Source organism: Psychrobacter sp. BF1 (assembly GCF_019279065.1).
In the GTDB taxonomy this organism is placed as follows: domain Bacteria; phylum Pseudomonadota; class Gammaproteobacteria; order Pseudomonadales; family Moraxellaceae; genus Psychrobacter; species Psychrobacter urativorans.
The window spans coordinates 19487-42980 of sequence record NZ_JAGYWV010000002.1 but is presented as its reverse complement, the minus strand read 5'-3'; the positions used below and the strand labels follow the sequence as shown (position 1 = coordinate 42980).

General features: G+C 41.6%; 17 protein-coding genes and 1 pseudogene. 9 read left to right on the top strand and 9 right to left on the bottom strand.

All coding sequences use genetic code 11. The features are described from left to right. Positions 1 to 40: 40 nt before the first annotated feature. Positions 41 to 2899 carry an isoleucine--tRNA ligase gene (gene ileS, locus KZA12_RS03095; protein WP_218689200.1) on the bottom strand — a complete coding sequence of 953 codons (2859 nt, stop codon included), beginning with the start codon at positions 2897 to 2899 and terminating at the stop codon, positions 41 to 43. Positions 2900 to 3461: 562 nt separating this feature from the next. On the opposite strand from ileS, the gene KZA12_RS03090 reads away from it, so the two are divergent. Next, a complete protein-coding gene (locus tag KZA12_RS03090; protein WP_218689199.1) occupies positions 3462 to 4277 on the top strand; it encodes an ankyrin repeat domain-containing protein in 816 nt (271 codons plus the stop codon). Between the two features lie 118 nt (positions 4278 to 4395). Here the strand turns inward: KZA12_RS03090 and KZA12_RS03085 are convergent, their stop codons facing one another. Then, positions 4396 to 5112 carry a GntR family transcriptional regulator gene (locus tag KZA12_RS03085; protein ID WP_218689198.1) on the bottom strand — a complete coding sequence of 239 codons (717 nt, stop codon included), beginning with the start codon at positions 5110 to 5112 and terminating at the stop codon, positions 4396 to 4398. A 140-nt stretch (positions 5113 to 5252) separates the two neighbouring features. Here KZA12_RS03085 and KZA12_RS03080 point away from each other — a divergent pair, with 140 nt between their 5' ends. From KZA12_RS03080 to ald, 3 genes and pseudogenes are all read left to right on the top strand, one after another. After that, the gene (locus KZA12_RS03080; RefSeq protein WP_218689197.1) at positions 5253 to 5951 is read left to right on the top strand and encodes an aspartate/glutamate racemase family protein; all 699 of its coding nucleotides are present in this window, start codon (positions 5253 to 5255) and stop codon (positions 5949 to 5951) included. A 46-nt stretch (positions 5952 to 5997) separates the two neighbouring features. Then, positions 5998 to 7353: an NCS1 family transporter gene (locus KZA12_RS03075; protein ID WP_218689196.1), complete on the top strand. Its 1356-nt coding sequence runs from the start codon at positions 5998 to 6000 to the stop codon at positions 7351 to 7353. A gap of 739 nt (positions 7354 to 8092) precedes the next feature. Next, positions 8093 to 9208: pseudogene (gene ald / locus KZA12_RS03070) on the top strand (alanine dehydrogenase). A 185-nt stretch (positions 9209 to 9393) separates the two neighbouring features. Here ald and KZA12_RS03065 read toward each other — a convergent pair. Together KZA12_RS03065 and KZA12_RS03060 are read right to left on the bottom strand one after the other, a co-directional pair. Next, positions 9394 to 9951 (bottom strand): protein disulfide oxidoreductase, encoded by a 558-nt coding sequence (locus KZA12_RS03065; RefSeq protein ID WP_218689195.1) that lies wholly within the window; start codon positions 9949 to 9951, stop codon positions 9394 to 9396. Between the two features lie 102 nt (positions 9952 to 10053). Further along, positions 10054 to 11691 (bottom strand): carbon-nitrogen hydrolase family protein, encoded by a 1638-nt coding sequence (locus tag KZA12_RS03060; RefSeq protein WP_218689194.1) that lies wholly within the window; start codon positions 11689 to 11691, stop codon positions 10054 to 10056. 436 nt (positions 11692 to 12127) lie between these two features. On the opposite strand from KZA12_RS03060, the gene KZA12_RS03055 reads away from it, so the two are divergent. Further along, entirely contained in the window at positions 12128 to 12757 is a 630-nt protein-coding gene (locus KZA12_RS03055; RefSeq protein ID WP_218689193.1) for a BLUF domain-containing protein, read from the top strand. Positions 12758 to 13306: 549 nt separating this feature from the next. Then, positions 13307 to 13936, top strand: a complete 630-nt coding sequence (locus tag KZA12_RS03050) for a BLUF domain-containing protein (RefSeq protein ID WP_218689192.1) — start codon at positions 13307 to 13309, stop codon at positions 13934 to 13936. Between the two features lie 92 nt (positions 13937 to 14028). Here the strand turns inward: KZA12_RS03050 and KZA12_RS03045 are convergent, their stop codons facing one another. Next, positions 14029 to 15585: an FAD-binding oxidoreductase gene (locus KZA12_RS03045; protein WP_256932805.1), complete on the bottom strand. Its 1557-nt coding sequence runs from the start codon at positions 15583 to 15585 to the stop codon at positions 14029 to 14031. Positions 15586 to 15869: 284 nt separating this feature from the next. On the opposite strand from KZA12_RS03045, the gene serA reads away from it, so the two are divergent. Both serA and uraH read left to right on the top strand, forming a co-directional pair. Beyond that, complete coding sequence (gene serA / locus KZA12_RS03040; protein ID WP_201621872.1) at positions 15870 to 17096, top strand: phosphoglycerate dehydrogenase; 1227 nt, start codon at positions 15870 to 15872, stop codon at positions 17094 to 17096. A gap of 511 nt (positions 17097 to 17607) precedes the next feature. Then, complete coding sequence (uraH, locus tag KZA12_RS03035; RefSeq protein ID WP_201621873.1) at positions 17608 to 18036, top strand: hydroxyisourate hydrolase; 429 nt, start codon at positions 17608 to 17610, stop codon at positions 18034 to 18036. 93 nt (positions 18037 to 18129) lie between these two features. Here uraH and KZA12_RS03030 read toward each other — a convergent pair whose 3' ends face one another. Then, entirely contained in the window at positions 18130 to 19206 is a 1077-nt protein-coding gene (locus KZA12_RS03030) for a rhodanese-related sulfurtransferase (RefSeq protein ID WP_218689191.1), read from the bottom strand. Positions 19207 to 19754: 548 nt separating this feature from the next. Here KZA12_RS03030 and KZA12_RS03025 point away from each other — a divergent pair. Next, on the top strand, positions 19755 to 20249 hold the full coding sequence (locus KZA12_RS03025) for a hypothetical protein (protein ID WP_201621875.1): 495 nt from the start codon (positions 19755 to 19757) through the stop codon (positions 20247 to 20249). 200 nt (positions 20250 to 20449) lie between these two features. Here the strand turns inward: KZA12_RS03025 and KZA12_RS03020 are convergent, their stop codons facing one another. The 3 genes from KZA12_RS03020 to KZA12_RS03010 all read right to left on the bottom strand — a co-directional run bounded on the left by KZA12_RS03020 (position 20450) and on the right by KZA12_RS03010 (position 23479). Continuing rightward, entirely contained in the window at positions 20450 to 21031 is a 582-nt protein-coding gene (locus KZA12_RS03020; RefSeq protein ID WP_201621876.1) for a tetratricopeptide repeat protein, read from the bottom strand. 415 nt (positions 21032 to 21446) lie between these two features. Next, positions 21447 to 22061, bottom strand: a complete 615-nt coding sequence (gene metW / locus KZA12_RS03015; RefSeq protein WP_218689190.1) for a methionine biosynthesis protein MetW — start codon at positions 22059 to 22061, stop codon at positions 21447 to 21449. Next, positions 22058 to 23479 (bottom strand): homoserine O-acetyltransferase, encoded by a 1422-nt coding sequence (locus KZA12_RS03010; RefSeq protein ID WP_256932804.1) that lies wholly within the window; start codon positions 23477 to 23479, stop codon positions 22058 to 22060. The genes metW and KZA12_RS03010 overlap by 4 nt, the downstream gene beginning before the upstream one ends. Positions 23480 to 23494: the final 15 nt, after the last annotated feature.

Sequence of the window (23494 nt, the reverse complement as noted above, 5' to 3'; positions counted from 1 at the left end):
GGTATTTAAACCATCATTACTGCTATTGTGCTCAGTCGAGTTAGGCATAGTGGCGCACCTCGCCATTACCACTGACGTTAGTTACGCAACGCGCACACAGTTCAGGATGAGAGGCATCGACACCGATGTCATCACGGATATGCCAGCAGCGCACGCATTTAGTGCCTTTAGCAGCAGTAATCACCACTTTTAAGTCAGCAGCGCTTTCGTTACTATTCTCAGCATTATCTCCAACAGTAGCGGCAATATTAGCGTCAGCAGGTGCTTTGCTGATTGGCTGTAAAGTGGCACTACTAGTAATTAACACAAAACGCAGCTCTTCGCTTAATTTAGCTAAGCTGTCATACATACTACTATCAGCGTATAAAGTAGCATCAGCGGATAGGTTGGCATTAATAAGCTTGTTTTCACGTGCGGTTTCAATGTTCTTATTGACCATGTCTTTGGCACGCATGATATGTTGCCAGTCCTCAATACTGATAGCACTTAGCTCGAATGCTGGGAACTCATACCAGCCTTGGGTAAAGACGTAACGGTCTGCCTCATCCAAGCTTGCATCATTACCCTGCATGACTTCCCATGCTTCTTGAGCAGTGAACGACAAGATAGGGGTAATCCAACGAATCAAGGCTTGAGCGATATGATAAATAGCAGTCTGTGCCGAGCGACGTGGCTCACCATCCGCTTGGGTAGTGTACTGACGATCTTTAATAATATCTAAATAGAACCCACCTAAGTCTTGCGAGCAAAACGCAGTAATGTGCTGAGTGACTTGATGGAAGTCCATAGCATCATAAGCTTCAATGATTTGCTGCTGTACCGTTTGCGCACGCTCAATAATAAACTTGTCTAAGCTCACCAATTGATTGACATCGACGCTATTGATAGCAGGATCAAAGTCGTCAGTATTGGCCAATAAGAAACGTAAGGTATTACGGATACGGCGATACATATCGATAGCGCCTTTGAATACAGTCTTACCCGCACTCATCTCATAGCGATAGTCGCTAGAGGCAATCCATAAGCGCAACATATCGGCACCGGTCTTATTGATCTCTTCTTGTGGGGTGATGATATTGCCAAGTGACTTACTCATCTTACGGCCGTTTTCATCAACTACGAAGCCATGAGTCAATACTTGCTTGAATGGGGGGCGTTGATACATAGCCTCAGAGGTCAGTAGTGAGGTCTGGAACCAACCACGATGTTGATCTGAACCTTCTAGATATAGATCAGCCGGGTTAGTGAGCTCATCGCGTTGCTCAAGGACGGTAAAGTGGGTCGTTCCTGAGTCAAACCACACGTCTAAAGTATCAGTAGCTTTATCATAATCGCTAGCTTCGCTACCTAAAAAGTCCTCACAGCTGGCATCAAACCAAGCTTCGACACCGCCGTCATGGATCTTTTGGGCAGCAACTTCCATCAGCTCTAAAGTGTTAGGATGCAGCTCGCCGGTTTCTTTATGAGTAAAGAAAGCAATCGGCACACCCCAAGTACGCTGGCGAGAGATACACCAATCTGGACGACCGTTCATCATCGACTCAATGCGGTTTTGACCCCAAGCTGGCGTCCAGTTCACTTTTGTAATATCAGCAAGGGCACGCTCACGTAAGCCTTCAACTTCCATACTAATGAACCACTGCGGAGTCGCCCGAAAGATAATCGGTGACTTGTGACGCCAGCAATGCGGGTAGCTATGCTCGATTTTGGTATGATTAATTAAATGGCCGTTGTCATGCAAAGCAGCAATAATCTTAGGATTGGCTTTATAGATATGCTCACCGGCAAATACTGCAGCGCTCTCTAAATAGACCCCATTGCCACCGACTGGGTTTTCTACTGGCAGGTTATACTTTAGACCAACAATATAATCGTCAAGACCATGACCAGGAGCGGTATGTACTAGACCAGTACCACTATCGACAGTGACGTGATCGCCTAAAATGATTGGCACTTGACGCGTGTCAATAAGCGGATGCTGGGCACGTAGACCTTCAAGCTCAGTTCCTGATACAGTGGCTAATACGCCCTGATTGCTCAGTTTAAGCTCAGTCAATGCGCTTTCAACCAGTTCAGTTGCTAACAGTAGGTTGCCTTTTTCAGTGGCTACTACACTATAGTTATGCTCAGGATGTACTGAGATAGCTTGGTTAGCAGGCAAAGTCCAAGGCGTTGTGGTCCAAATAACGGCTGCAATAGTATCAGTGATATCAGCAAAAGCGGCTAGCTTGTCAGTATCTAATACATCAAAGCTAACATAGATAGCATCGGAGACTTTGTCCTGATATTCCACTTCGGCTTCAGCCAATGCTGAGGTACAGTCTAAACACCAGTTAACCGGCTTCATTCCGCGAGTTACATGGCCATTCTCATGAATCTTAGCCAAGGCCCGAACGATATTGGCTTCTTGATGGAAGTTCATGGTTAAGTAGGGATTATCCCAATCACCAAAGACGCCCAAACGTTTAAAGTCAGCTTTTTGCAGCTCGATTTGAGTGCTAGCATATTCGCGGCAAAGACCACGAAACTCAGTAGCGGATACTTTTTGGCCGACTTTACCCACTTTGGCTTCAACCTTTTGCTCGATTGGCAGACCGTGACAGTCCCAACCCGGCACGTAAGGCGCATCGAATCCTGATAAAGTTTTTGACTTTACAATAATGTCTTTTAATACTTTATTGACGGCATGCCCTAAATGAATCTGACCGTTGGCATAAGGAGGGCCATCGTGCAGAATATATTTAGGTGCGCCTATACGGGCTTGACGAATCTTGCCATAGACATCGTCAGCTTCCCATGCAGTAAGCCAATCTGGCTCACGGTTGGCCAGATTGGCACGCATTGGAAATTCAGTGTCAGCAAGGTTTAGAGTGTCTTTATAGTCGGTAGGTTCAGTCATATTAGGGTCTTGCCTTTAGTCATACGGTAAGAGGATTTGTGTCGTTCAAAGCTAGATTTAAGTGGTTCAAAGCTAGTGGTTCAAAGCTAATAGTACAAAGCTAATAGTACAAAGCCAAAATTGCAATGAGGTCTGTTAAACAATGATTTATAAGATGGTGAGCATAAGTAGTAAAATCAAGGCTACCTATTATAGGATAAATAAGGCATTAAAAACAGCGAGTAAGATATTGAAGACAAAAGCTAGGATAATAAAAGCTTATTTATAAAAACACCTCTTCTATTTGTCTATAATTTATCGCTTGTTAAGAACTGGCATTCAGTATTTATTCTGTATTTTAAGTCGTAAACAGTGCTAACGATTGGCTCAATATATTAATAATCACTACAACAATAGCTGAAGTAAAAAAAATTTAAAATTGTTAACAATTATTAAAAGTCTGATTAAAAAGGTGCTATATTCGTGATTGTGAGAGCTGAATACATTAGCAATACTCAGCAAGGATTGCTGTCATCAGTTGATCATATGGAACTATCATTCAATTCAACTGTGAGATTATGTTATGGAAAACATTTACAGAATAAGCGCTTCAGCACTTATAGTCGCTATGCTGGCAACGGGTTGTTCAACAACTAACCCTACAACTCTCAATAACCAAAGCACACTGTCCAAAAATATGAAAGTAGTGCAAGTTCCTAAGGGCGAGCCTGTAGCGCAACCCTATTTTCGCTTTAGTGATGCTAAGAACTTTGAGCTTACTAATAAAGACCGACTTGCCAACCGCAATTTTTATTCTCAACCTTCTATAGGCGTAGATGCTAAATGGTTCGATGCTGTAAAGCATGGTGATATGGCGACGGTTACATATATGGTGGAGAATGGTCAAAATTTGGAAGCTATAGATACGGGCAGTCTTGATCAAACCGCTTTAGGGTGGGCGGCGTTTATTGGTTATGAAGATATGGTCGATTATTTAGTAGAACAAGGCGCAAACCTATATGCTACTGATAAGGGTGATGCCTACAACGCTTTAAAGTCTGCCACTTTAGGGACCAACGTTCGAATCACTAAAAAAATACATCAACTATTAGATGCCAAATCCCCTATAGACTTGGACGATCAATCCGCAGCGGTTGACCGCGAAGGGGAGACCTTAGTCATGATTGCCGCTAGTAATGATCGTAGAGAAAACGTCAAGTACTTGATATCTCAAGGAGTGAATTTAAACTTAGTTGCAACCACTGATGACAAAACACGCTATGCCTATGATCAAAGCGCCTATTCCTATGCCTGCACGCGCAATCTAGTAGATATGCAAAAGCTGCTCGCGGCGAATGGGGCAATAAACCATCGTACTGGTAAGGCTAGCTGTCAATAACCGTTAACCGTTTTAACTTAATTATTACTATAATAAATAGCTATTAAAAAGCCTCTAACATACAAATTCATTACGACTTGTGTGCTAGAGGCTTTTTAGTGGCTAATTAGGCAAAATGCTAAATATGCGTGGCCGTTAGTTGCTCTGATAAACTATAAAAAGGTTGGGCTGTACGTTGGAAATCAAGCCCAGACTCTAAATGATTTAGATGTTGATCGATCAAAAATATAAGCTGTGCTTCATCTCTGGCTTCTATAGCTTTTACAATACCTAAATGCTCATCTTCGGCACAGTTAGAAGAGCCTATTTTATTGTATAAGCCAATGATTAGAGTGGTACGTAACGTCAACTCACTCAAGAACTTCTCTAATACTTGATTGTTAGCGATAGTCGCTAAGTGCATGTGAAATTCTCGTGATAAACGCAGTTCTGCTGGCTTATCTCCTAAGGCACGAGCTTCCGCTTCAGCAGTGATAGTAGCGCGCATATTAATAATATCTTCAGCACCAGCGTTCTCAATAACACTACAAGCTAACTTACGTTCGATAGTACGGCGAGCCTCGAATACATCTCCTGCTTCTTTAGGAGAAGGTGTAGAGACAAAAGCGCCTCGATTGGGCTGCAATTGCACCACATGCATAGTGGCCAGAGTGGAGAGTGCTCGCCTGACATTGGCTCTATTACAATTAAATAAGTCGCTCAGCATTTGTTCACCAAGTTTGGTCCCTGCTGGTAAACGCTGTTCTGATACTGCAGCTGTGATAGAGCTGATGATTGCCTGTTCTGGTATTTCATCAACTTCTAAAGCTAGTTTTTTAAGTTTTGATTTAGTCATAGTTGAGATTATAGTGGGCTAAATCCTTCTTCACAACAAATAATAAAAATATTGATTGTTTTGTTAACAATAATAGTTAACAATGATTGTTAACAAGTATATTTAGTCTGCAATCAAACAATGATCAAAGGTGAAGCCCTATGAAAATCTTAGTTATGAACCCTAATTCAACCACCTCTATGACTGACAAGATTGTAGAGAGTGCGCGTAAAACAGCCAGTATAGGTACAGAAATCATCGGCGCATCAGGAACAGATTCTCCGGCATCTATCCAAGGCCATTATGACGAAGCTATGTCAGTACCTGGTCTGTTAGCTCGTCTAAAACAAGCTGAGGCAGATGGAGTTGATGGGGTAGTGGTTGCCTGTTTTGATGATCCTGGTATTGGCGCTTGTCGTGAAGTGTTTTCAGGTCCGGTTTTAGGTATCTGTGAAGCAGCAGTGAAAGCGGCTAGCATGATTTCGACTTCTTTTAGCGTGGTTACTACCTTGCCACGCTCTATTCCAGTGATTGAAGAGCTGATTCACGGCTACGGCTTATCTCATCGCTGCAGACGTGTACGCTCTGCTGCTATTCCAGTACTGGCACTTGAAGAGCCTGGTTCGGGTGCGCGTGAAAAGGTTCGTGATGAAATATTACGTGCCGTAGCTGAAGATAACTGTGAAGCCATCGTATTAGGCTGCGCAGGCATGGCTGATTTGACAGAATGGTTAACCCAAGAAACAGGCGTTCCGGTTATCGATGGCGTCACGGTTGCTACTCGCATGGTTGAGGCTTTAGTTGGTTGTGGCTTGAAAACCAGCAAAATTGGTGCTTATGCGAAACCTATTCAAAACTAGATCAGCCTAGATTTATCAATAAATTTTCTCAAGGAAGGAGAATATAATGGAAAATGTGAGAACTGCTAGCGCATCTGGGGTGGATACCCTTGACCATAAAGGAGTAGGGCAAGAAAGCCTCGCTCCGCAGACCACACGTATTATGGGTCCTTGGTCTTATCTGTTTGCTTGGTTGGGTGGTTGTGTATCGATTGGCACATTCACTGTTGGCTCTGGCCTAGTCGGTACATTGAACTTACTACAAGTGGTTGTGGCTATCACTATTGGTTGTACGGTCATTGGTGCCGCGCTAATGATAAATGGTCGTGCTGGTCACAAGTATGGCATTCCATTCATGGTGCAGTGCCGGTCCGCATTCGGCTTTTCAGGTAACCGTATCCCAGCAATAGTACGCTCAGTGCCCGCTATTGTATGGTTTGGCTTTCAAAGCTGGATTGGTGCTGGTGCGTTAAACTTAGTATCGGATACTTTGTTTGGCTACAACAACCTAATAGTGTTCTTTGTTGGTTTTCAGTTTCTACAAATTGGTCTATCTGTTCTTGGTTTTCACGGTATAAAGTGGCTAGAGAATATCGGTTCAGTCTTTATCATTGGCTCGCTCGTTTATATGTTTTTTAGTGTCATCAGTAAATATGGTGACGCCATCTCAACCAATCTGATTAACGTCGAAGGTACTTGGGGTACGCCTTTTTGGGGTGCAACTATGTTGTTCCTAGGGGTTTACAGTACTATGATGCTCAACGTCTCTGACTATTCGCGAGAATTGCATAAGAACGTTGGTCTATTTCGTCAAGTCGCCATCTATGCCAACTCAATCCTACCAGCAACCCTGTTCATGGGTTTGATTGGTCTAATGGTTACTAGTGCTACTGGGGAAGTTGACCCTATTAGCGTATTTTCAAGCGCCGTTGATAACAAGCCTTTATTAGTTATCACTATGATTTTTATTGCCTTTGCGCAAGTGACTACTAACATCTTAAATAACGTAGTACCACCCGCCTATGCATTAATGGATATCTTCAATCTTAAATTTAAAACAGCGGCAGTTGTTGTCGGCCTATTGGCATTCTGCACATTTCCTTGGGAATTAGTAAAAGACGAGTCTGCTGCCGGATTAAACTTATTCATTCAAACCTATTCAGCATTCTTAGGTCCATTGTTTGCCATCTTAGTGGTTGATTATTATTTCATCCGTAAGCAGAATCTTGATCTTGATAAACTGTATGATGAAAATGGTCCTTATAAAGGTGTCAATATGGCTGCTGTCATTGCGATGGTGGTTGGGGTTGTGGTTGCTTTGACGTTCTCAAGTGTTTCTTGGTACGCCGGTTTGATTCCAGCAGGTGGTCTGTATTGGTTACTGATGCTTAAACTACCTTCTGCACAGCAGTTTATGCCATAAATCTATACCAGATAATCGATGTTTAATAGTCCCTGCGCTGGTAAATCCTGCTGCGGGGACTATTGCGTTAGCGGCGACTAAAATGCGATATCTATCAATAGTATTAGTTATCTAATTACATGGATCATCTAATGGCACTCATTGTCCAATCATCCAATCATCCAATCATCCAATCATCTATAGTCAATCCTATATAAAAAAGCACAGCCATTACAGCGTGCTACTAATATAAATTTTCCTTGTGTGCTGCGGTTAACCTAATTTTTTATAGGGATATTTTAGTCAAGGGCTAAGACTAAAGAGCGTTGCAGGATACTGCTATAATTTTAGTTGCTTAATTTGGCCGCATTGTATACAACAGTAGCTAATAACTATTATTAATTAGTCAATATCCTAGTAATCCCTCTACAATTGCCACCTCCTCAAAAAACTATTAAATCAGCAAACCGTCAAAACCTATTCGTCTGTCAAAAAACTATTAAATCATTAACCCGTCCTAATAACTATTCAAGCCGTTATTATCAGCAGATTCGCATTGTCATCTGCAATACTACCGCCCAGCAATCCTATACAACCCCTATCTATAGCCTAGTATGCTATCGGCGCTATAGCGCTTTTGTTATATCCAATTCCCACTATTAATAGCTGCAGACTAATCACTAAGCCCTTATCTATAATTTATCAAGCAATCAAGTTTTGTCCCCTTATAAAAACATAACCACTAAGCAAGGAGCAGAAAATGAAAGTAGGTATCCCAAGAGAAGTAAAAAATAATGAGAATCGTGTTGGCTTACCCCCTAATGGCGTTAGTGCCTTAGTCGATAACGGTCATGAGGTTTATGTCGAAACCAATGCTGGTATTGGCTCACGGTTTACTGATGAAGATTATAAAAATGTGGGTGCAACTATCGTCGATAGTGCCGAAAAAGCATGGGCTGTCGAGATGGTCATCAAAGTCAAAGAGCCGTAACCACAAGAATATAAGTATTTAAGCCAAGGTTTGACGTTGTTCACTTATTTACATTTAGCCGCTGAGCCTGAGCTGGCCCAAGTATTAGTAGATAATAAAGTGACTGGTATTGCTTATGAAACAGTGCAATTGGCAGATAACTCGTTACCTTTACTGACCCCTATGAGTGAGATTGCAGGGCGTATGAGTCCGCAGATTGGGGCGCAGTTCTTACAGAGCTTTTATGGCGGTAAAGGCATCTTGCTCAGCGGTGTGCCAGGAGTGAGAAGAGGTAAAGTAACCATTATTGGTGGTGGGGTATCAGGTACCGAAGCCGCTAAAATTGCTATAGGCTTACGTGCTGATGTGACTATTCTAGACTTAGATCCTAAGCGCTTAAAGCAGCTGTCTGAGCTGTTCGGTAATGATGTACAGACCCTGATGTCCACTAAGTCAAATATTGCTAAAAGCGTAAAGGAAAGTGATTTAGTCATTGGCGCCGTACTAATTCCGGGTGCAGCTACCCCTAAGCTAGTAGATGAAGAGATGATCAAATCAATGCAGCCGGGCGGGGTAGTAATAGATATTGCTATTGACCAAGGCGGTGTATTTGCCACCACGGATCGCATCACTACTCATGATGAACCCACTTACGTGAAGCACGGTATCATTCATTATGCGGTTGCCAATATTCCTGGTGCGGTACCACGAACCTCGACTTTAGCTCTATCGAACGTGACTTTACCTTATGTGCTAGCTTTAGCTAAAAAAGGCTATAAACAAGCCTGCATAGATAATCCTGCATTAGCAAAGGGGGTCAATACGGCGCAAGGTTATGTTACTTATCAGGCCGTAGCTGAAGCGCTAGATTATGAGTATAAAGAGCTAAGCTCATTAATTAGCTAACAGTAGGCGTTAGTGCTAAGTATATATAAGCTGTAAATAAAACCTACTGATCGATATGATTGGTAGGTTTTTTGCTGTAACGAGCTAGTGAGGCAGAGTGCAGTACAACCCATTTAGTAAAACGAATTGAGTAACCGCTACTTATTAATAACCATTATGCCTTTGATCTTTTATTGATAGCCCTGTCAAAACATCGATGACAGCCATAACCGTAACTTGAGCGACCATAAAGGTTGAATACCTGTTAGCCCTTGCATCATCTCGCCATCTTTTAAGATCACATACGAGGGGGTGACTTGGCCTTGCCAATCATCGAATATCTGTCCTTGTTGATCATTAATAGTAGTGAAATTATAATTATGCTCAGTTAAGTACTCTGTTAGCTGCTGATTGCTACCTGATTGAACAGCGACAGTGACTACCGGATAGTCTCCTGCTGCCGCCAAGCGATTTACTGACGGTGATGTGGTAGTGCATATCGGACACCAAGTTCCCCAAAAGTATATTAACGTTGGCTTATCTTGACTCAGAGCGGCTAGATTAACGGTATGTCCTTGATAATCTGTCATCTGTAACTGTGGATTGGCTGGCATGACGGGCTGTCGCCACCAGTTAACGGCGGTGTAAATGACTAAGAAGACAATGCCGTATAGCACTAAGGTCTTAAGCCATGACCATGCTTTTTGTTTACCAGTCTTTTTAAGCTGCAGTTCAGTATTCATATTATTGGTTTTTATAGGCATAGCGGTTACTTTTTTATACTCAATTTTAGATAAAAATAAACGGCTGAATAGTCAGCCGTATTATTAAAATCTATTATTTAACGATTAGTAAAGTGTGAATCTTTAAGGCTTTTGCGCACGATCTTGTAGGGGCTCACCTTGCAATACACTACCTGAATTCTCGCGAAGTTCGGCACTGCTTAATTTGCTAGTGGGTACTTTAGATTTTTTCTTCCATTTAAGGCTGAATAAATCATCACGGCGATCGAGTAAGTTATGAACTGAACCTTCATTACGCACATGGATAAGCTTGTCCAGATTGACATCGGAGAAAAATACCATTTCAGTATTAGCTGTGGTTTCAGCCATAATAGCGTCATGGGGAAAAGCAAAGTCTGAGGGTGAAAAAACTGACGACTGCGCATACTGAATATCGAGACTCTCTACTTGTGGTAAGTTGCCAACTGAGCCGCAAATCATCACATAACATTCGTTCTCAATAGCTCGTGCTTGAGCACAAATACGTACGCGCAGATAGCCATTCTTAGTATCAGTCCAGAACGGCACGAATAAGATATCCATATCGTCCAGCGCCATTAATCTTGCTAGCTCCGGAAACTCAACATCATAACAAACCAAAATACCAATACGACCGGCATCAGTATCGAATACTTGTACTTTGTCACCGCCTTCAATCACCCAAGCACTACGTTCATGCGGTGTGATATGGATTTTGCGTTGTTCTTCTACAGTACCATCACGACGGCACAGATAGCTGACGTTATATAATACATCTTCATCATCCAGTAACGGCATAGAACCAGTAATCACGTTGACGTTATAACTGACCGCTAAATGCGAGATTTGAATTTTGAACCATTCGGTATAACCGGCTAAGAAACGGATTGCAATGTTCTGATCGGTAGACTCACAAAGACCCATAAGCGGCGCGTTAAAGAACTCAGGTAAGCAAGCAAAGTCAGAGTTATAATCAGCCATAACATCTACGAAGAACTCAACTTGTTGCAGCAGCTCTTCTGGCGACTCGACTTCACGCATCTGCCATTGGATACCGCCGATACGCACCTCAGATTTGCGAGTATTGGGCTTGTAGTCTTGGGGCTCATAATAAATGTTAGACCACTCAAGCAAGGTAGCAAAGCCTTTTGACTGTGCATCATCAGGCAAATAACCAGTCAAAATACGCTTGACGATAAAGCCATTTGATAGCTGAAAAGAGAGCGCTGAGTCATGAATCTCACGACACTCTACAGCATCAATATACTCACCAGGAGTCAACTCTTGATGGTTATAATAATTGGGAATACGGCCCCCAGCTAAGATGGCCCGTAGGTTTAACTGACGACATAACTCTTTACGCGCATCATATAGTCTGCGTCCCAAACGATAGCCGCGATAGTCAGGATCAATCAGGGCGTCAAGGCCATAAATGGCATCACCTAATGGGTTATCTTTGATGATTTCTTTGAGCCCAATCAAGTCATCATAAGTATGCGGGTTGGAGAATCTAGCGTAATCTACTCGTACGGACAGCACGATACCTATCAATTGCTCATGGTCGAATAAAGCAATCTGCCCTTCTGGAAAAGCATCAATTAAAGTATTAATAGTAGTTTTAGACCAAGATCCTCCCAAGTTGGCATAAACTCGATCCATTAATGCCTTTAGTTGTGGATAGTCTTTTTTCTTTATTTCGGCAATGGTTAGATGGAGGTCATCTAGCTTTTCTATTTTACTCATAATGTTTACCGTTCCTAGATTTTATGGCTCTATAAGTTATTGAATACGTTTAATTTAACCGCAATAATAAATGAAATAATTATGTAACAACTGCTATAAATAAATATTAATATATCAATATAAACGCTACACTAACGACTAGTGACAAAAAGCCAACACAGCTATATCCAATAGCTGCAACCACATATTCTTAATACTGATATCTCAGTAAATATTTTAAGTCAACTGATAATAGTTTGCTGTTAGCCTTATCTTTAATGATAATTTTAGCTCTAGCGCAGCTGTCCAGTATCATAGCAAGCAAGATAATTAATAAAAGCCTAACGTAGTAACACTATGCTACAGTTTTGTGAGCTTAAACGACAAGCACATGGTGAACTAGGACTTTTTGTGTTTCTTATGTGTTCGAACCTGAAAATTTCTAGGGTCATATAATATGATTGCATTGCATGTTGATACCGTTAATTCTTTAACAGAGGTGGATGAGTCAGCATTGATTCAACTGGTATATACCAGCAGTCTGACCCTAAAAGGACGCTTGAATACTTCTGTATTCAATGAGGTAGAAGCTCAGGCTAGTACTTATAATAAGCAGCAAGGTATCACTGGTATTTTATGCTATGGCAATGGTCAATTCTTACAGTGCATTGAAGGTAGAAAAGCTGACATACTACGACTACAACAGCGTATTTTTAGTGATGAACGTCATAAAGATACTAAAGTTCTATTAGTAAAAGCCATTGATAGACACAACTTTAGCGATTGGCGTATGCGCCTACTATTTTTAGAGCGCTGGCTTTGGTCTCCTACTACTAAACAGCAGGCAACGCAGCTATCACCATTTTTACCTTTCTCACCACGTAGCTGGACCCCTGAGCAAACTCAGCATTTTTTACAGATTATGCAAGCTTTTGAGAATTCACCGCATATAAAAGCTGCTGGTATTACTTATAATGCGTTAGGCAATATGGTCCGTCATATTGTTGCTCCGCATCAAGCGTTCTTAGTGGTTCAAGGTATTTTAGCGCTGTTAACATTAATTGCCTTACTACTATTATTTTATTAAAAAAGTGCTTTTGGGTAGTAAATTGAGCGGTATCTAAGCTAGAGAATGACGCAAGTATAATGACTTAGCGTCATTTTTTTTATTTAAAAAAGGCACAGCGCTTTTCAGCTTATAGTATTAAGCAGACAAGCCTTGAAGGGTTTTAACACTTGCTACAGATTTTAGAATAATAACCAAACTAAAGCGGGAGATAAGGTTTTGTAACAATAGACATAAAAACCTATCATTAGCAGAACATAGACACTACAATAAATATTCACTTCAATAAATATGTACTTCAATAAATATTATGATTGACTGATCCTTACAATGGCTCACTTAGTTATAAAAAGCTGTCAGACTTAAGGTTTTACCTACTTATACTACTGTTGATATTAGCAAGATCGATCACCTACAAAATAATATATTAATAGTTATATGTTCTAGCTCATAAGTCATCCGCTTTGCTTGTTATTTCCTAATGAAGGTAGTTTTTATACCTAGAGTAACTTATAGGTATGTCTACACCTATTCATTATTCATTCGAACTATCTTTTAGGAAGAATCATTATGCCAGTAGGGGATATTGATATAGAAAGACGGTTACAACAAGTGCCCGATACTGCTTTGATTCAACTGGTCTATGTCAGTAACGCAACATTAAAGACTCGCTTGAATAGCGCGATATCTACTAATATAGAAAAACAGGCTAAGAGCTATAATAAGCAACATGGCATTACAGGTGTTCTCTGTTATGGTAATGGACAATTTTTACAGTGTATTGAAGGCAGTAAGTTAGAGATAGTAGCGCTTGTGCAAAAGATATTTGCTGATAAACGCCATAATGATTTTAGAATACCCTTAGTGCAGCGCATTGATAAGCGCATGTTTAGCGACTGGCGTATGCGCTTATTATTTTTGGAACGTTGGTTATGGTCACTAGCTACCAAGGAGCAAGCAACCAGCCTATCAAGCTACTTGCCATTTACACCCCATAACTGGTCAGCCGAACGGACTGGAAAGTTTTTACAGAATATTAAAGTTTTTGCCACTCAGCCCTATGCCAATACCGCTAGTGTTAGTTACACTGCTTTTGGCAATATGTGTCGCCATATCATTAGGCAGCATCAAGCATTCTTGCTGACTCAAAGTATTTTAATGCTGCTAACAATAAGCGCTTGCATATTCTTCTGGCTATGAGGTTTTGCCTATGACCTTTTATTTATCATCAATGTCCATGTAGCACTGTACCCATAACCAAGCCATGCTTTATTAACTTCTAATAACCTCTATTACATATCGAAAATCTTACCTCTATTCATAATATTGTTGGGATCAAATACTGTTTTGACTGCCTTTAGGTAATCGATCTCTAGCGCACTACGACTATAGTGCAAATAGGGCTTTTTAGTCATACCCACGCCGTGCTCGGCTGATACTGAGCCACCGTATTTTTGCACAGTCTCAAAAACATATTTATTGACTGTCTGACATTCTGCAAAGAATTCATCTTTGCTCATGCTCTCAGGTTTAAGAATATTCAAATGCAGATTACCATCACCGATATGACCGAACCAACAGACCTCAAAATCAGGGTAGTTACTACTAACGATAGCATCGATATCGTTAATGAAGTTAGGAACATGAGTAATAAGTACTGAGACATCGTTCTTGTAAGGGGTAAACACTGAGATGGTCTCAGAAATATACTCGCGTAGCTTCCACAGTTCCGTTGCTTGCGCAATACTTTGGCTCATAACCCCATCAACGACCCAGCCTTGCTCCATACAATGCTCAAATATCGCCATCGCTTTATCCATAATCGGTTCATAAGGCGCTTCAAACTCAATTAAGGTATAAAACTTAGTGCGCGATTCAAATGGCTCTTGTACTTGCCCATGGGCCATTAGTTTATCAATAGCCACATCGTCAAAGAATTCAAATGCAGTCAAATCAATTTCAGCTTGAAAAGCTGAGAGCACGTTCATGACGTCAGTGAAGTTGTCCATACCTAACACCATCACCGTCAACGCTTGTGGTAAACGCTCAAGCTTAATCTGCGCATGAGTCACTAAGCCTAGAGTGCCTTCACTACCGATAAATAGCTGGCGCAGATCATAACCAGTAGCGTTTTTGACCATACCGCGATTGAGTTGTAAGATATCGCCTTTGCCAGTAACTACCGTTAGACCCATAATCCACTGACGAGTCATGCCGTAGCGAATCACTTTGATACCGCCAGCATTAGTGCCAATATTGCCACCCATTTGACTAGAGCCTGCTGAAGCGAAATCAACAGGGTAGTACAAGTCTTTGGATTCGGCGAACTGTTGTAATTGCTGAGTGACCACTCCGGCTTCTATTTCTACTAACCTATCGGCAGGATAAAACTGTCCGATATGATTCATCTTATCCATACTGACCACTATCTCACCATTGGCGGCAACTGCACCAGCTGATAGACCTGTGCGACCACCACTAGGGGTCAGCACTACTTTGTGCTGATTAGCCAGTAGCACGATAGCTTGCACTTGCTCAGTACTCTTTGGAAATACAATAGCCGCTGCCGCAGGTGCAAAATGCTTAGTCCAATCTTTACCCCAATGTTCCAGACTCTGTGCATCGGTTTTGATTTGACTATCATCGAAATGATGGCTGCTAACAAGCGCCTCTAGCACAGCTTGTACAGCAGCAGTGTTGGCAGCTCTAACAGAATCAAGGGTGCCAAGCGTATCGTCCGGATTAGATAATTTGGTCGATTTAGACAGTGTCTCATTGGTATGCGCTTGGTCTGCGGCATGAGTGCGCTCGTGAGCAGGACGGTGGTGCTGGTTCTGTGCTACAGTCATGGTGGTCTCGAATAGGGTAAGGTGGCTATAAAAGGCTAAGACTAAAAGTTAAAAACTGCCGATTGAATGGCTGAAGTTAGCATTAATTAATAGTAATATTATCATAATAGTAACCTAGAGCTATGCAAGCTTGATAGTGATAGATAATATCATTGAATAAAATGGTAACTATTTATTTAGTCCTCTCCTCTAACATCGTGGCTTGAATTTGTGTAAGATGATTAAACCGTTTTTCGTTGCAGGCATGCAACTTATCTATCAGTCAATTATAGGACAGCTTTCACATGGCGCTATCACTACAAAAAGATAAAATTCGCTTCTTATTACTAGAAGGCGTGCACGAGAATGCTCTAAAAATATTAACAAACGCGGGCTACCACAACATTGAGTCTCTTAGTCATGCACTTGATCAAGATGAATTGATAGAGAAGATCAAAGATGCGCATTTTGTAGGTATTCGGTCACGTACTCAGTTAACTCGTGAAGTGCTTGAGCATGCTGATAAACTCATTGGTATTGGTTGCTTCTGTATCGGTACTAACCAAGTTGATTTAGAAGCCGCTCGCCAGATGGGTATTCCAGTCTTCAATGCTCCCTACTCTAATACACGTTCAGTAGCGGAATTAGTATTGGCTGAAGCTATTATGCTGTATCGTGGTATTCCTGAAAAGAGCGCTACGGTTCATCGTGGTGGTTGGGGTAAGTCTGCCAAAAATTCTCATGAAGTACGCGGTAAAACTATCGGTATTGTAGGTTACGGCTCTATCGGCTCGCAGTTATCAGTATTGGCAGAGAGCTTCGGTATGAAGGTCATCTACCAAGATGTAGTGACTAAACTGCCCCTTGGAAATGCTGAACAAGTCGGAAGCTTGGAAGAGTTGTTGGGTAAAGCTGATATCGTCACTCTGCATGTCCCGGATGTGGCAAGCACTCGCTATATGATGAAGGCTGAGCAGTTTGCGCAAATGAAAGACGGTAGTTACTTTATCAACGCGGCACGCGGTACTTGTGTTGAGATTGATGATTTGGCTGCGGCACTCGAGTCAGGCAAGATCTTAGGCGCGGCTATTGATGTATTCCCTAAAGAGCCAAAGTCTGCTGATGAAGAGTTTGAATCCCCACTGCGTAAGTTCGATAATGTGATTTTGACTCCGCATATCGGTGGCTCAACTCAAGAAGCACAAGCCAATATTGGTTTAGAAGTGGCCGAGAAATTCGTTCGCTATTCCGACCAAGGCGATACTGTAACGGCGGTCAACTTCCCAGAAGTATCAATCCCATACAAAGAAGGCACACACCGTCTGCTACATATTCATAAAAACGTACCAGGCGTACTATCACAGATTAACCGCTTGTTCGCTGAAGCGCATATCAACATCTTAGCGCAAAGCTTGATGACTGATGGTGATGTAGGGTATTTGATGATGGATGTGGATTATCAAGATTCTGATGCTGCTCTTGATCAACTCAAAGACGTGGAAGAGACTATTCGTGTACGTATTTTGTTCTAACAGCCGAAACGCTAACAGCAGTTATAGCTATTCCTTAATAGTAGCTAATCAATGCTATCAATAGTTTTAGGTAGTCTAATAAGAAATAGCGGACAGTTCTCAGAATTGTCCGCTATTTTTTTGTGATTTAAGTAGTGCTAATGTTGCCGATGCTACACGCTGTGTACATTTAATCGTATAAGTTAACATAATCTTTATAATAAAGCACGTATGACAACTTATACTACACAGCTGAGTCTATCAATGAACTTACATCTTAGTTTAAGGTAGGGATCATCTATTACATTCAGATTAATCCGCTTTTATTCAATTACTAATTTGATCTACATTTTCGGTCTACGTTATAGACAATCATTACGACTGTTCTATGGGCAAAGTATCCGTTTTTTTAGTACTAGTTTTATAATATAACAATATAAGAATCGAGCAATAGTAAAAGTCTTATAAAGTTATTTTGTTAACTCTACTCTCAATAATTTCAATAACCTAATCAATGATTAAAGGAAGCTTTATGAAAATGAACATAATGAAAGCTGCCGCACTCGGTGGCGTATTAGCTATGACTGCAACGGCTAGCTATGCTGCTGATCAAGATTCTTTTCAGTTATCAAGCCATATCTTAGATATCAGTACTGGTAAACCTGCGACAAATGTCAATGTAAAACTGATGATGCAACAAGCTAACGGTAGCTGGAAATTAATAAATACTCAAAAGACTGGTGACAATGGTCGTATCAGTAATTTCTTGCCGAACGAAGGCGAAATCGATAACGATGGTACTTACAAATTGATTTTTGAGACTACTCCATACTTTTATAACCAAGGTCTAGAAACTTTCTATCCTTATATCGAAGTTAACTTCAATATCAAAGGTAATAACCACTACCATGTGCCAATTACTTTATCTCCATACGGCTATAGCACCTATCGTGGTAGCTAAATCGTAATCTGCTTAGCATAGTTAGTGCATAAAAAAAGAGATGGCCTATTAAGGATCATCTCTTTTTTTATGTTTTTACGTTAACTATTAAGCTTATTTTGCTTTAGCTTTGTTAGCGGCATCAGCTTGACGACGCAACTCAGTTTTAGCCGCTTTACGCTTTTCTATAACTTCAATCACATCGCTGCCGATATGTGCTTCGCCACGCTTTTGCGCTAATTGCATCTGATGCTCACGCTCACGAAAGCGCGCTTTTTGTTCCTCAGTAGCTTTGCCAATACAATGAGGGCAAGACTCGCCTTTGATATAAGCGCTGCTCTGCATCTCTGTTTGGGTAATAGGCATACGACAAGCAAAGCACTGCTCATAGTCACCCTTTTCTAAGTTATGATTGACTGATACTCGATTATCAAAAACAAAGCAGTCGCCTTGCCACATTGACTCTTGTTGTGGTACTTCTTCTAAGTATTTTAGGATACCGCCTTCTAGGTGATAAACCTCATCAAAGCCTTGTTGACGCATGTAGGCAGTAGATTTTTCACAGCGGATACCACCAGTACAGAACATCGCCACTTTTTTATGCTTGCTAGGATCTAGCTCTTTGGCGACGTAGTCGGGGAACTCGCGGAAAGTGTCAGTGTGAGGGTTGACGGCATTTTTAAAAGTGCCGATTTGTACTTCATAATCATTACGAGTATCGATTAAGATAACGTCGGGATCAGATATTAGGGCATTCCAATCGCTTGGCTTTACATAGCGGCCTACTGACTGTAGCGGATCAATATCCTCAACACCCATAGTGACGATTTCTTTTTTGAGCTTCACTTTAGTACGATAAAAAGGTTGCTCGCTCGCATAAGACTCTTTGAAGGTAAAGCTACCAATGGCTTCGATAGTACGCAAGTAAGCAAGTACCTTATCTATACCTTCACGTGTCCCAGAAATCGTACCATTAATGCCTTCAGCGGCAATCAGTAAAGTACCTTTGACATCATTATCGAGCATAGTGTTTAAGATAAGCTCACGGTATTGCTCAAAGTCAGCAAAGCGAGTGAACTTGTAGAGGGCTGCGACGACGATGTTGTTGACTTTACTGTCGTAAACGCTGGCATGGTTTGATGCTTGAGGATCAGTTTGCTCAGTAATACTGCTCAGTTCGGGGCTGCTCATTTATTTCTCCTGCTGGCTAAGTCGTAAACTTAGTGCAATGATTTATTTAAAAAGTTTGATTGGCAAAATGAATAACATCTACTAGATTGTGGAATTAGTAAATGCGCGCGTATTGTAGCAAATTTTAGTTATTTTTGCAGAGGGTTCTGCTTATGGTTTTAAATAGCGGAGGGACTTTTTTATTAGCAAGTATATCAACAGTGTAAAGACTCTAGCTCATAAACTATTAGCGCAAGCTATTAAACCTACTGGTCAATACGGAATTTAAGTGGCTGATATAATTAACATTAGCTAATGAGTTATAAAATATAACTACATAGATTTTTATCGTAAGCCTTGATATATAGGCGATTTTATATTTACAAACTCTAAACAGGCGGCTATGACAACGAGTGTATATTGAATAACATCGTGATAACTCCTCATCCCTTAGCTAGCCCATTCCACTGTAATTTCTTTATATCTGCTGCAAGGCTTTTTAGCTATTGAATACAGACAGAAATTGGTCATTTGTGTAAGGCTCAGTTTGCCCGCAAAAGAGAAAAACTATGACCTATAATCCAGCGGTAACGAAAAGCGTGTTCAAGCCTAAATTTTCATTTATTAAAAAGGCTTTTTTTGCAGGTGCACTCGCCACAGTAGCCTTTGATTTTTTTGGTCTATCAGTAGCGCCTATTCTCGGTTTTGCCCAGCTCTCACCAGTCAAACTGCCTACCTCTATGATTGAGGCTTTGTTTGGCTCCGCTCCGACAGGTATTCCAGAACTGCTGCATTACATCACCGGTTTGATGCTTTACCCAATAGGGTGGATGATTGTGGTACGACCCATTTGGAAAGCGGTGTTGCCCTCACTACATTGGTCAGTTGCCGCTGTGCTTTATGGTATTGTGCTCTGGGTGTTTGCACTGTACGTGGTAGCCCATCTACTTACTGGATTGCCAGCATTTCTTGGTTTTGCAGAAGTTGCTTGGGTAGCCTTGGTTGCGCACGTTATTTATGCAGTAGTTGTAGCGTGGGGTTTAGAGACGCAGCTACTCGGATAGGGATATAAACAGTGATTACTTTTAATAGTGATTGCTGTTTAATAAATGGTGCAGTAACAAGAAATGGTTAGTTCATTGGCTAATGGCAGCTAAAACTGGCTTTTGTGACCGCCTGTTAAACTGCCCAAATAACTAACTTACAAGCACAAAAAATCCAGCACAAAGGCTGGATTTTTATTATAAGCTAACCTATCAAAGGCTTATTTACTTTGAAACCAACGATCGGCTTTGCTACGAGCACTAGCGATATCTGAAGACGATAAGTTCAATGCTAATTGGCCAATTTTGCCACGAGCTTTAGTACGTACTTTTTCGTCCAACATACCATCACGAGCCGCTAAGTCATACCATTTATAGGCATCAACTAAGTTCTTTTGCTTTTCGTCTAATAAGGCCAGAGTATAGCTAGCACGGTTATCGCCGCTCATAGCTGCTTTTTCTAACCAAGTTTTAGCTTGTTGTAAGTTAGGTTTTACCCCTTCACCACGTAAATACATGATTCCTAGGTTAAGCTGAGCAGGAGCAACGCCTTGTTGAGCGGCACGAGTATACCATTCGATGGCTTGCTGAGTGTTTTGGGCAATGCCTTCGCCTTTTTGCAAACGCTTAGCTAAATAAAACTGAGCATGGTCGCTACCTTGAGCAGCACGAGCTGACAGATCAGAGACACTCATTAACTCAAAGCGTGAAGTATCAAGAGGTACGTTTGAGACTAAGTCAGCATTAGCAAAACCAGCACAAGAGAAAAGGGCAGTAAATAAGGCAGCTTTCAATAGTTTCATAGCGACTCCAAAAGTAGGTAATTAATAGGCAAAAAATAAAGCTATACCGTACGAATAATACGGTGATAACTAGTTATCGTTTGCAATATAAACTTGCCTATTTATGATTCGACTAGTATTAGCAGCTTTAGAAACTTACTAAAAATTGCTAGTCATAAAACAGATAAGTAATAGCAAAAGGGGTGCTATTGACAAGATTTAACTAGCTTAACACCCAACGTTACGAAACTCAAATACTAATTACGAGGTTTAACAGTAGTTTTTATCAAATTCTTCCTAATAAAATCATGAAGTTATTAAGTTTTGAAATAAGTGCTGCTATTTCTAAATAGTTACAAAATAATTATAAGGCAGTTAGAAACTACTTACAGTCTAGTAAGAAATACTTGCTAAGAGGGCTAATTTAGCCAAGTTATCACTTATGACGTTTAGTAACTCGATAGATAGCGACATCAGCGAGCAAGTTAGGCGCTTGGCGGATTAGAGCCGTCATTAAAGGCGAATGACCTCTATCTGAATCGCTAACTGCAAAGCGGTTAATAATATCAATATCCTGTTGCGCGCAAAGTTGCTCAAAGTCTTTAAAGGTACATAGATGTATATTGGGGGTGTCGTACCATTCATAAGGTAGTGCCTCCGATACGGGCATCATACCTTTGAGACCTAGATGCAGACGGTTTTGCCAATGAGCAAAATTAGGAAAGGTGATGATAGCCTCGCGCCCCACTCGTAACATATCGAGTAGGAGCTCATCTGGGGCTTTGACCGCTTGTAGCGCTCGTGCCATTACTACCGTATCGAAGCTGTTATCAGCAAAACGTCCCAAACCATCGTTAAGGTCTTGCTCGACGATTGACAGTCCATTAGCAATTGCTTCATTAATCTTATCTTCGTCGATCTCTAGTCCGTAACCGCTAACGCCAAGCTTGTGTTGTAAATGTGCTAGCAGCTCGCCATTACCGCAACCTAAATCCAGCACATGCGACTGAGGGGCAATCCAGCGCTCAGCTAATTGATGATCCATTCTCATGAGCGTGCTCCTGTCAGGGCGGTGTTTGGTGCAGCACTACTAGCTGCGATAAAAGGAGCAGTCAAAAATCCTCTAACGGCGCCCATATAGCGTGGAATATCAAACAAGAACGAATCATGGCCGTGGGGAGCATCGATATTGATATAGCTGACCGGTTTGCCAGTAGCCATTAACGCATTGACGATCTCTTGTGAGCGCTCAGGGGCAAAGCGCCAGTCAGTAGTAAATGACACTACTAGATACTGACATTTAGTATGAGCAAACGCCGCTTTTAGATCGTTGTGTTCATGATGAGTATCAGGGTTTTGCAAGCTAGCTTCATTCGCTTGCGTCATCTCATTGCCACTATTGCTAGCAGCTGCTAAAGAGTCTTCGGCAAGCGCTGACGATTTGGTGACTAATCCGCGAGTTGGGTCGAAGTAATCTAAAGCTTTAGTCATCAGCAGATAAGTGTTGGCATCGAAGTTTTCACTAAAGCGCTCGCCTTGATAACGTAAGTAGCTCTCAACCTGAAACTCGACATCATAGCCATACATGAATTTGCCGGACTTAAGATCGCGACCGAATTTGGCTTTCATCGCATCATCAGTCAGATAAGTAATGTGGCCAACCATCCTTGCTAGAATAAGGCCACGACGAGGATAAGTACCAGCTTGCAAGTATCGTCCTTGTTTAAAGTCAGGATCTGATAGGATCGATTGACGAGCGACTTCATTAAAGCCAATATTCTGTGCCGATAGTTTTGGGGTGCAAGCAATCACTACGCAGCGTTTTAGGCGCTCGGGATAATCAACTGACCATTGCAGCGCTTGCATACCGCCCATAGAGCCACCGACGATCGCGTGCCAAACTTCAATACCTAGACGGTCTGAGAGCATAGCTTGGGTTTTGACCCAGTCCTTGATAGTAATCAAAGGAAAGTCAGGCCCATATACTTGTGGTGCGCTATCTGTTGAATCAACACTGTCAGGGTTGATAGTGGTCGGACCAGTAGAGCCAAAGCAACTGCCGATGTTATTGACACTGACTACATAGAATTTATTAGTGTCTATTGCTTTGTCAGGGCCAATCATATTGTCCCACCAGCCAGCCTTAGTGTCAGCTTCACTGTGGAAGCCGGCAGCATGATGATTGCCTGATAACGCATGACAGATCAAGATCGCATTTGACTTATCATTATTTAGGGTGCCATAAGTTTCGTACACTAAATCAAACGCCGGTAAGGTACGGTTGCACTCTAAGGTCAGCGGTTCAGCGAAATGTAGAGTCTGAGGGGTGACAATGCCGACTGAGCCAGCCGATTCAAGCGAATCATTTAAATCAGCGGATTGTGCCGAATTTGATAAATCAGTGGCATTATTAGGGGTAGAGCGTTCAGTGGCTGTAAACTCACTAGAAGGATCGGGACGTGCTCTCAAAGCTACCTCGCAGAC

Coding starts and splice junctions, on each gene's coding strand:
- ileS (WP_218689200.1), bottom strand. CDS start 2,899: ATGACTGAACCTACCGACTATAAAGACACTCTAAACCTTGCTGACACT.
- KZA12_RS03090 (WP_218689199.1), top strand. CDS start 3,462: ATGGAAAACATTTACAGAATAAGCGCTTCAGCACTTATAGTCGCTATG.
- KZA12_RS03085 (WP_218689198.1), bottom strand. CDS start 5,112: ATGACTAAATCAAAACTTAAAAAACTAGCTTTAGAAGTTGATGAAATA.
- KZA12_RS03080 (WP_218689197.1), top strand. CDS start 5,253: ATGAAAATCTTAGTTATGAACCCTAATTCAACCACCTCTATGACTGAC.
- KZA12_RS03075 (WP_218689196.1), top strand. CDS start 5,998: ATGGAAAATGTGAGAACTGCTAGCGCATCTGGGGTGGATACCCTTGAC.
- KZA12_RS03065 (WP_218689195.1), bottom strand. CDS start 9,951: ATGCCTATAAAAACCAATAATATGAATACTGAACTGCAGCTTAAAAAG.
- KZA12_RS03060 (WP_218689194.1), bottom strand. CDS start 11,691: ATGAGTAAAATAGAAAAGCTAGATGACCTCCATCTAACCATTGCCGAA.
- KZA12_RS03055 (WP_218689193.1), top strand. CDS start 12,128: ATGATTGCATTGCATGTTGATACCGTTAATTCTTTAACAGAGGTGGAT.
- KZA12_RS03050 (WP_218689192.1), top strand. CDS start 13,307: ATGCCAGTAGGGGATATTGATATAGAAAGACGGTTACAACAAGTGCCC.
- KZA12_RS03045 (WP_256932805.1), bottom strand. CDS start 15,585: ATGACTGTAGCACAGAACCAGCACCACCGTCCTGCTCACGAGCGCACT.
- serA (WP_201621872.1), top strand. CDS start 15,870: ATGGCGCTATCACTACAAAAAGATAAAATTCGCTTCTTATTACTAGAA.
- uraH (WP_201621873.1), top strand. CDS start 17,608: ATGAAAATGAACATAATGAAAGCTGCCGCACTCGGTGGCGTATTAGCT.
- KZA12_RS03030 (WP_218689191.1), bottom strand. CDS start 19,206: ATGAGCAGCCCCGAACTGAGCAGTATTACTGAGCAAACTGATCCTCAA.
- KZA12_RS03025 (WP_201621875.1), top strand. CDS start 19,755: ATGACCTATAATCCAGCGGTAACGAAAAGCGTGTTCAAGCCTAAATTT.
- KZA12_RS03020 (WP_201621876.1), bottom strand. CDS start 21,031: ATGAAACTATTGAAAGCTGCCTTATTTACTGCCCTTTTCTCTTGTGCT.
- metW (WP_218689190.1), bottom strand. CDS start 22,061: ATGAGAATGGATCATCAATTAGCTGAGCGCTGGATTGCCCCTCAGTCG.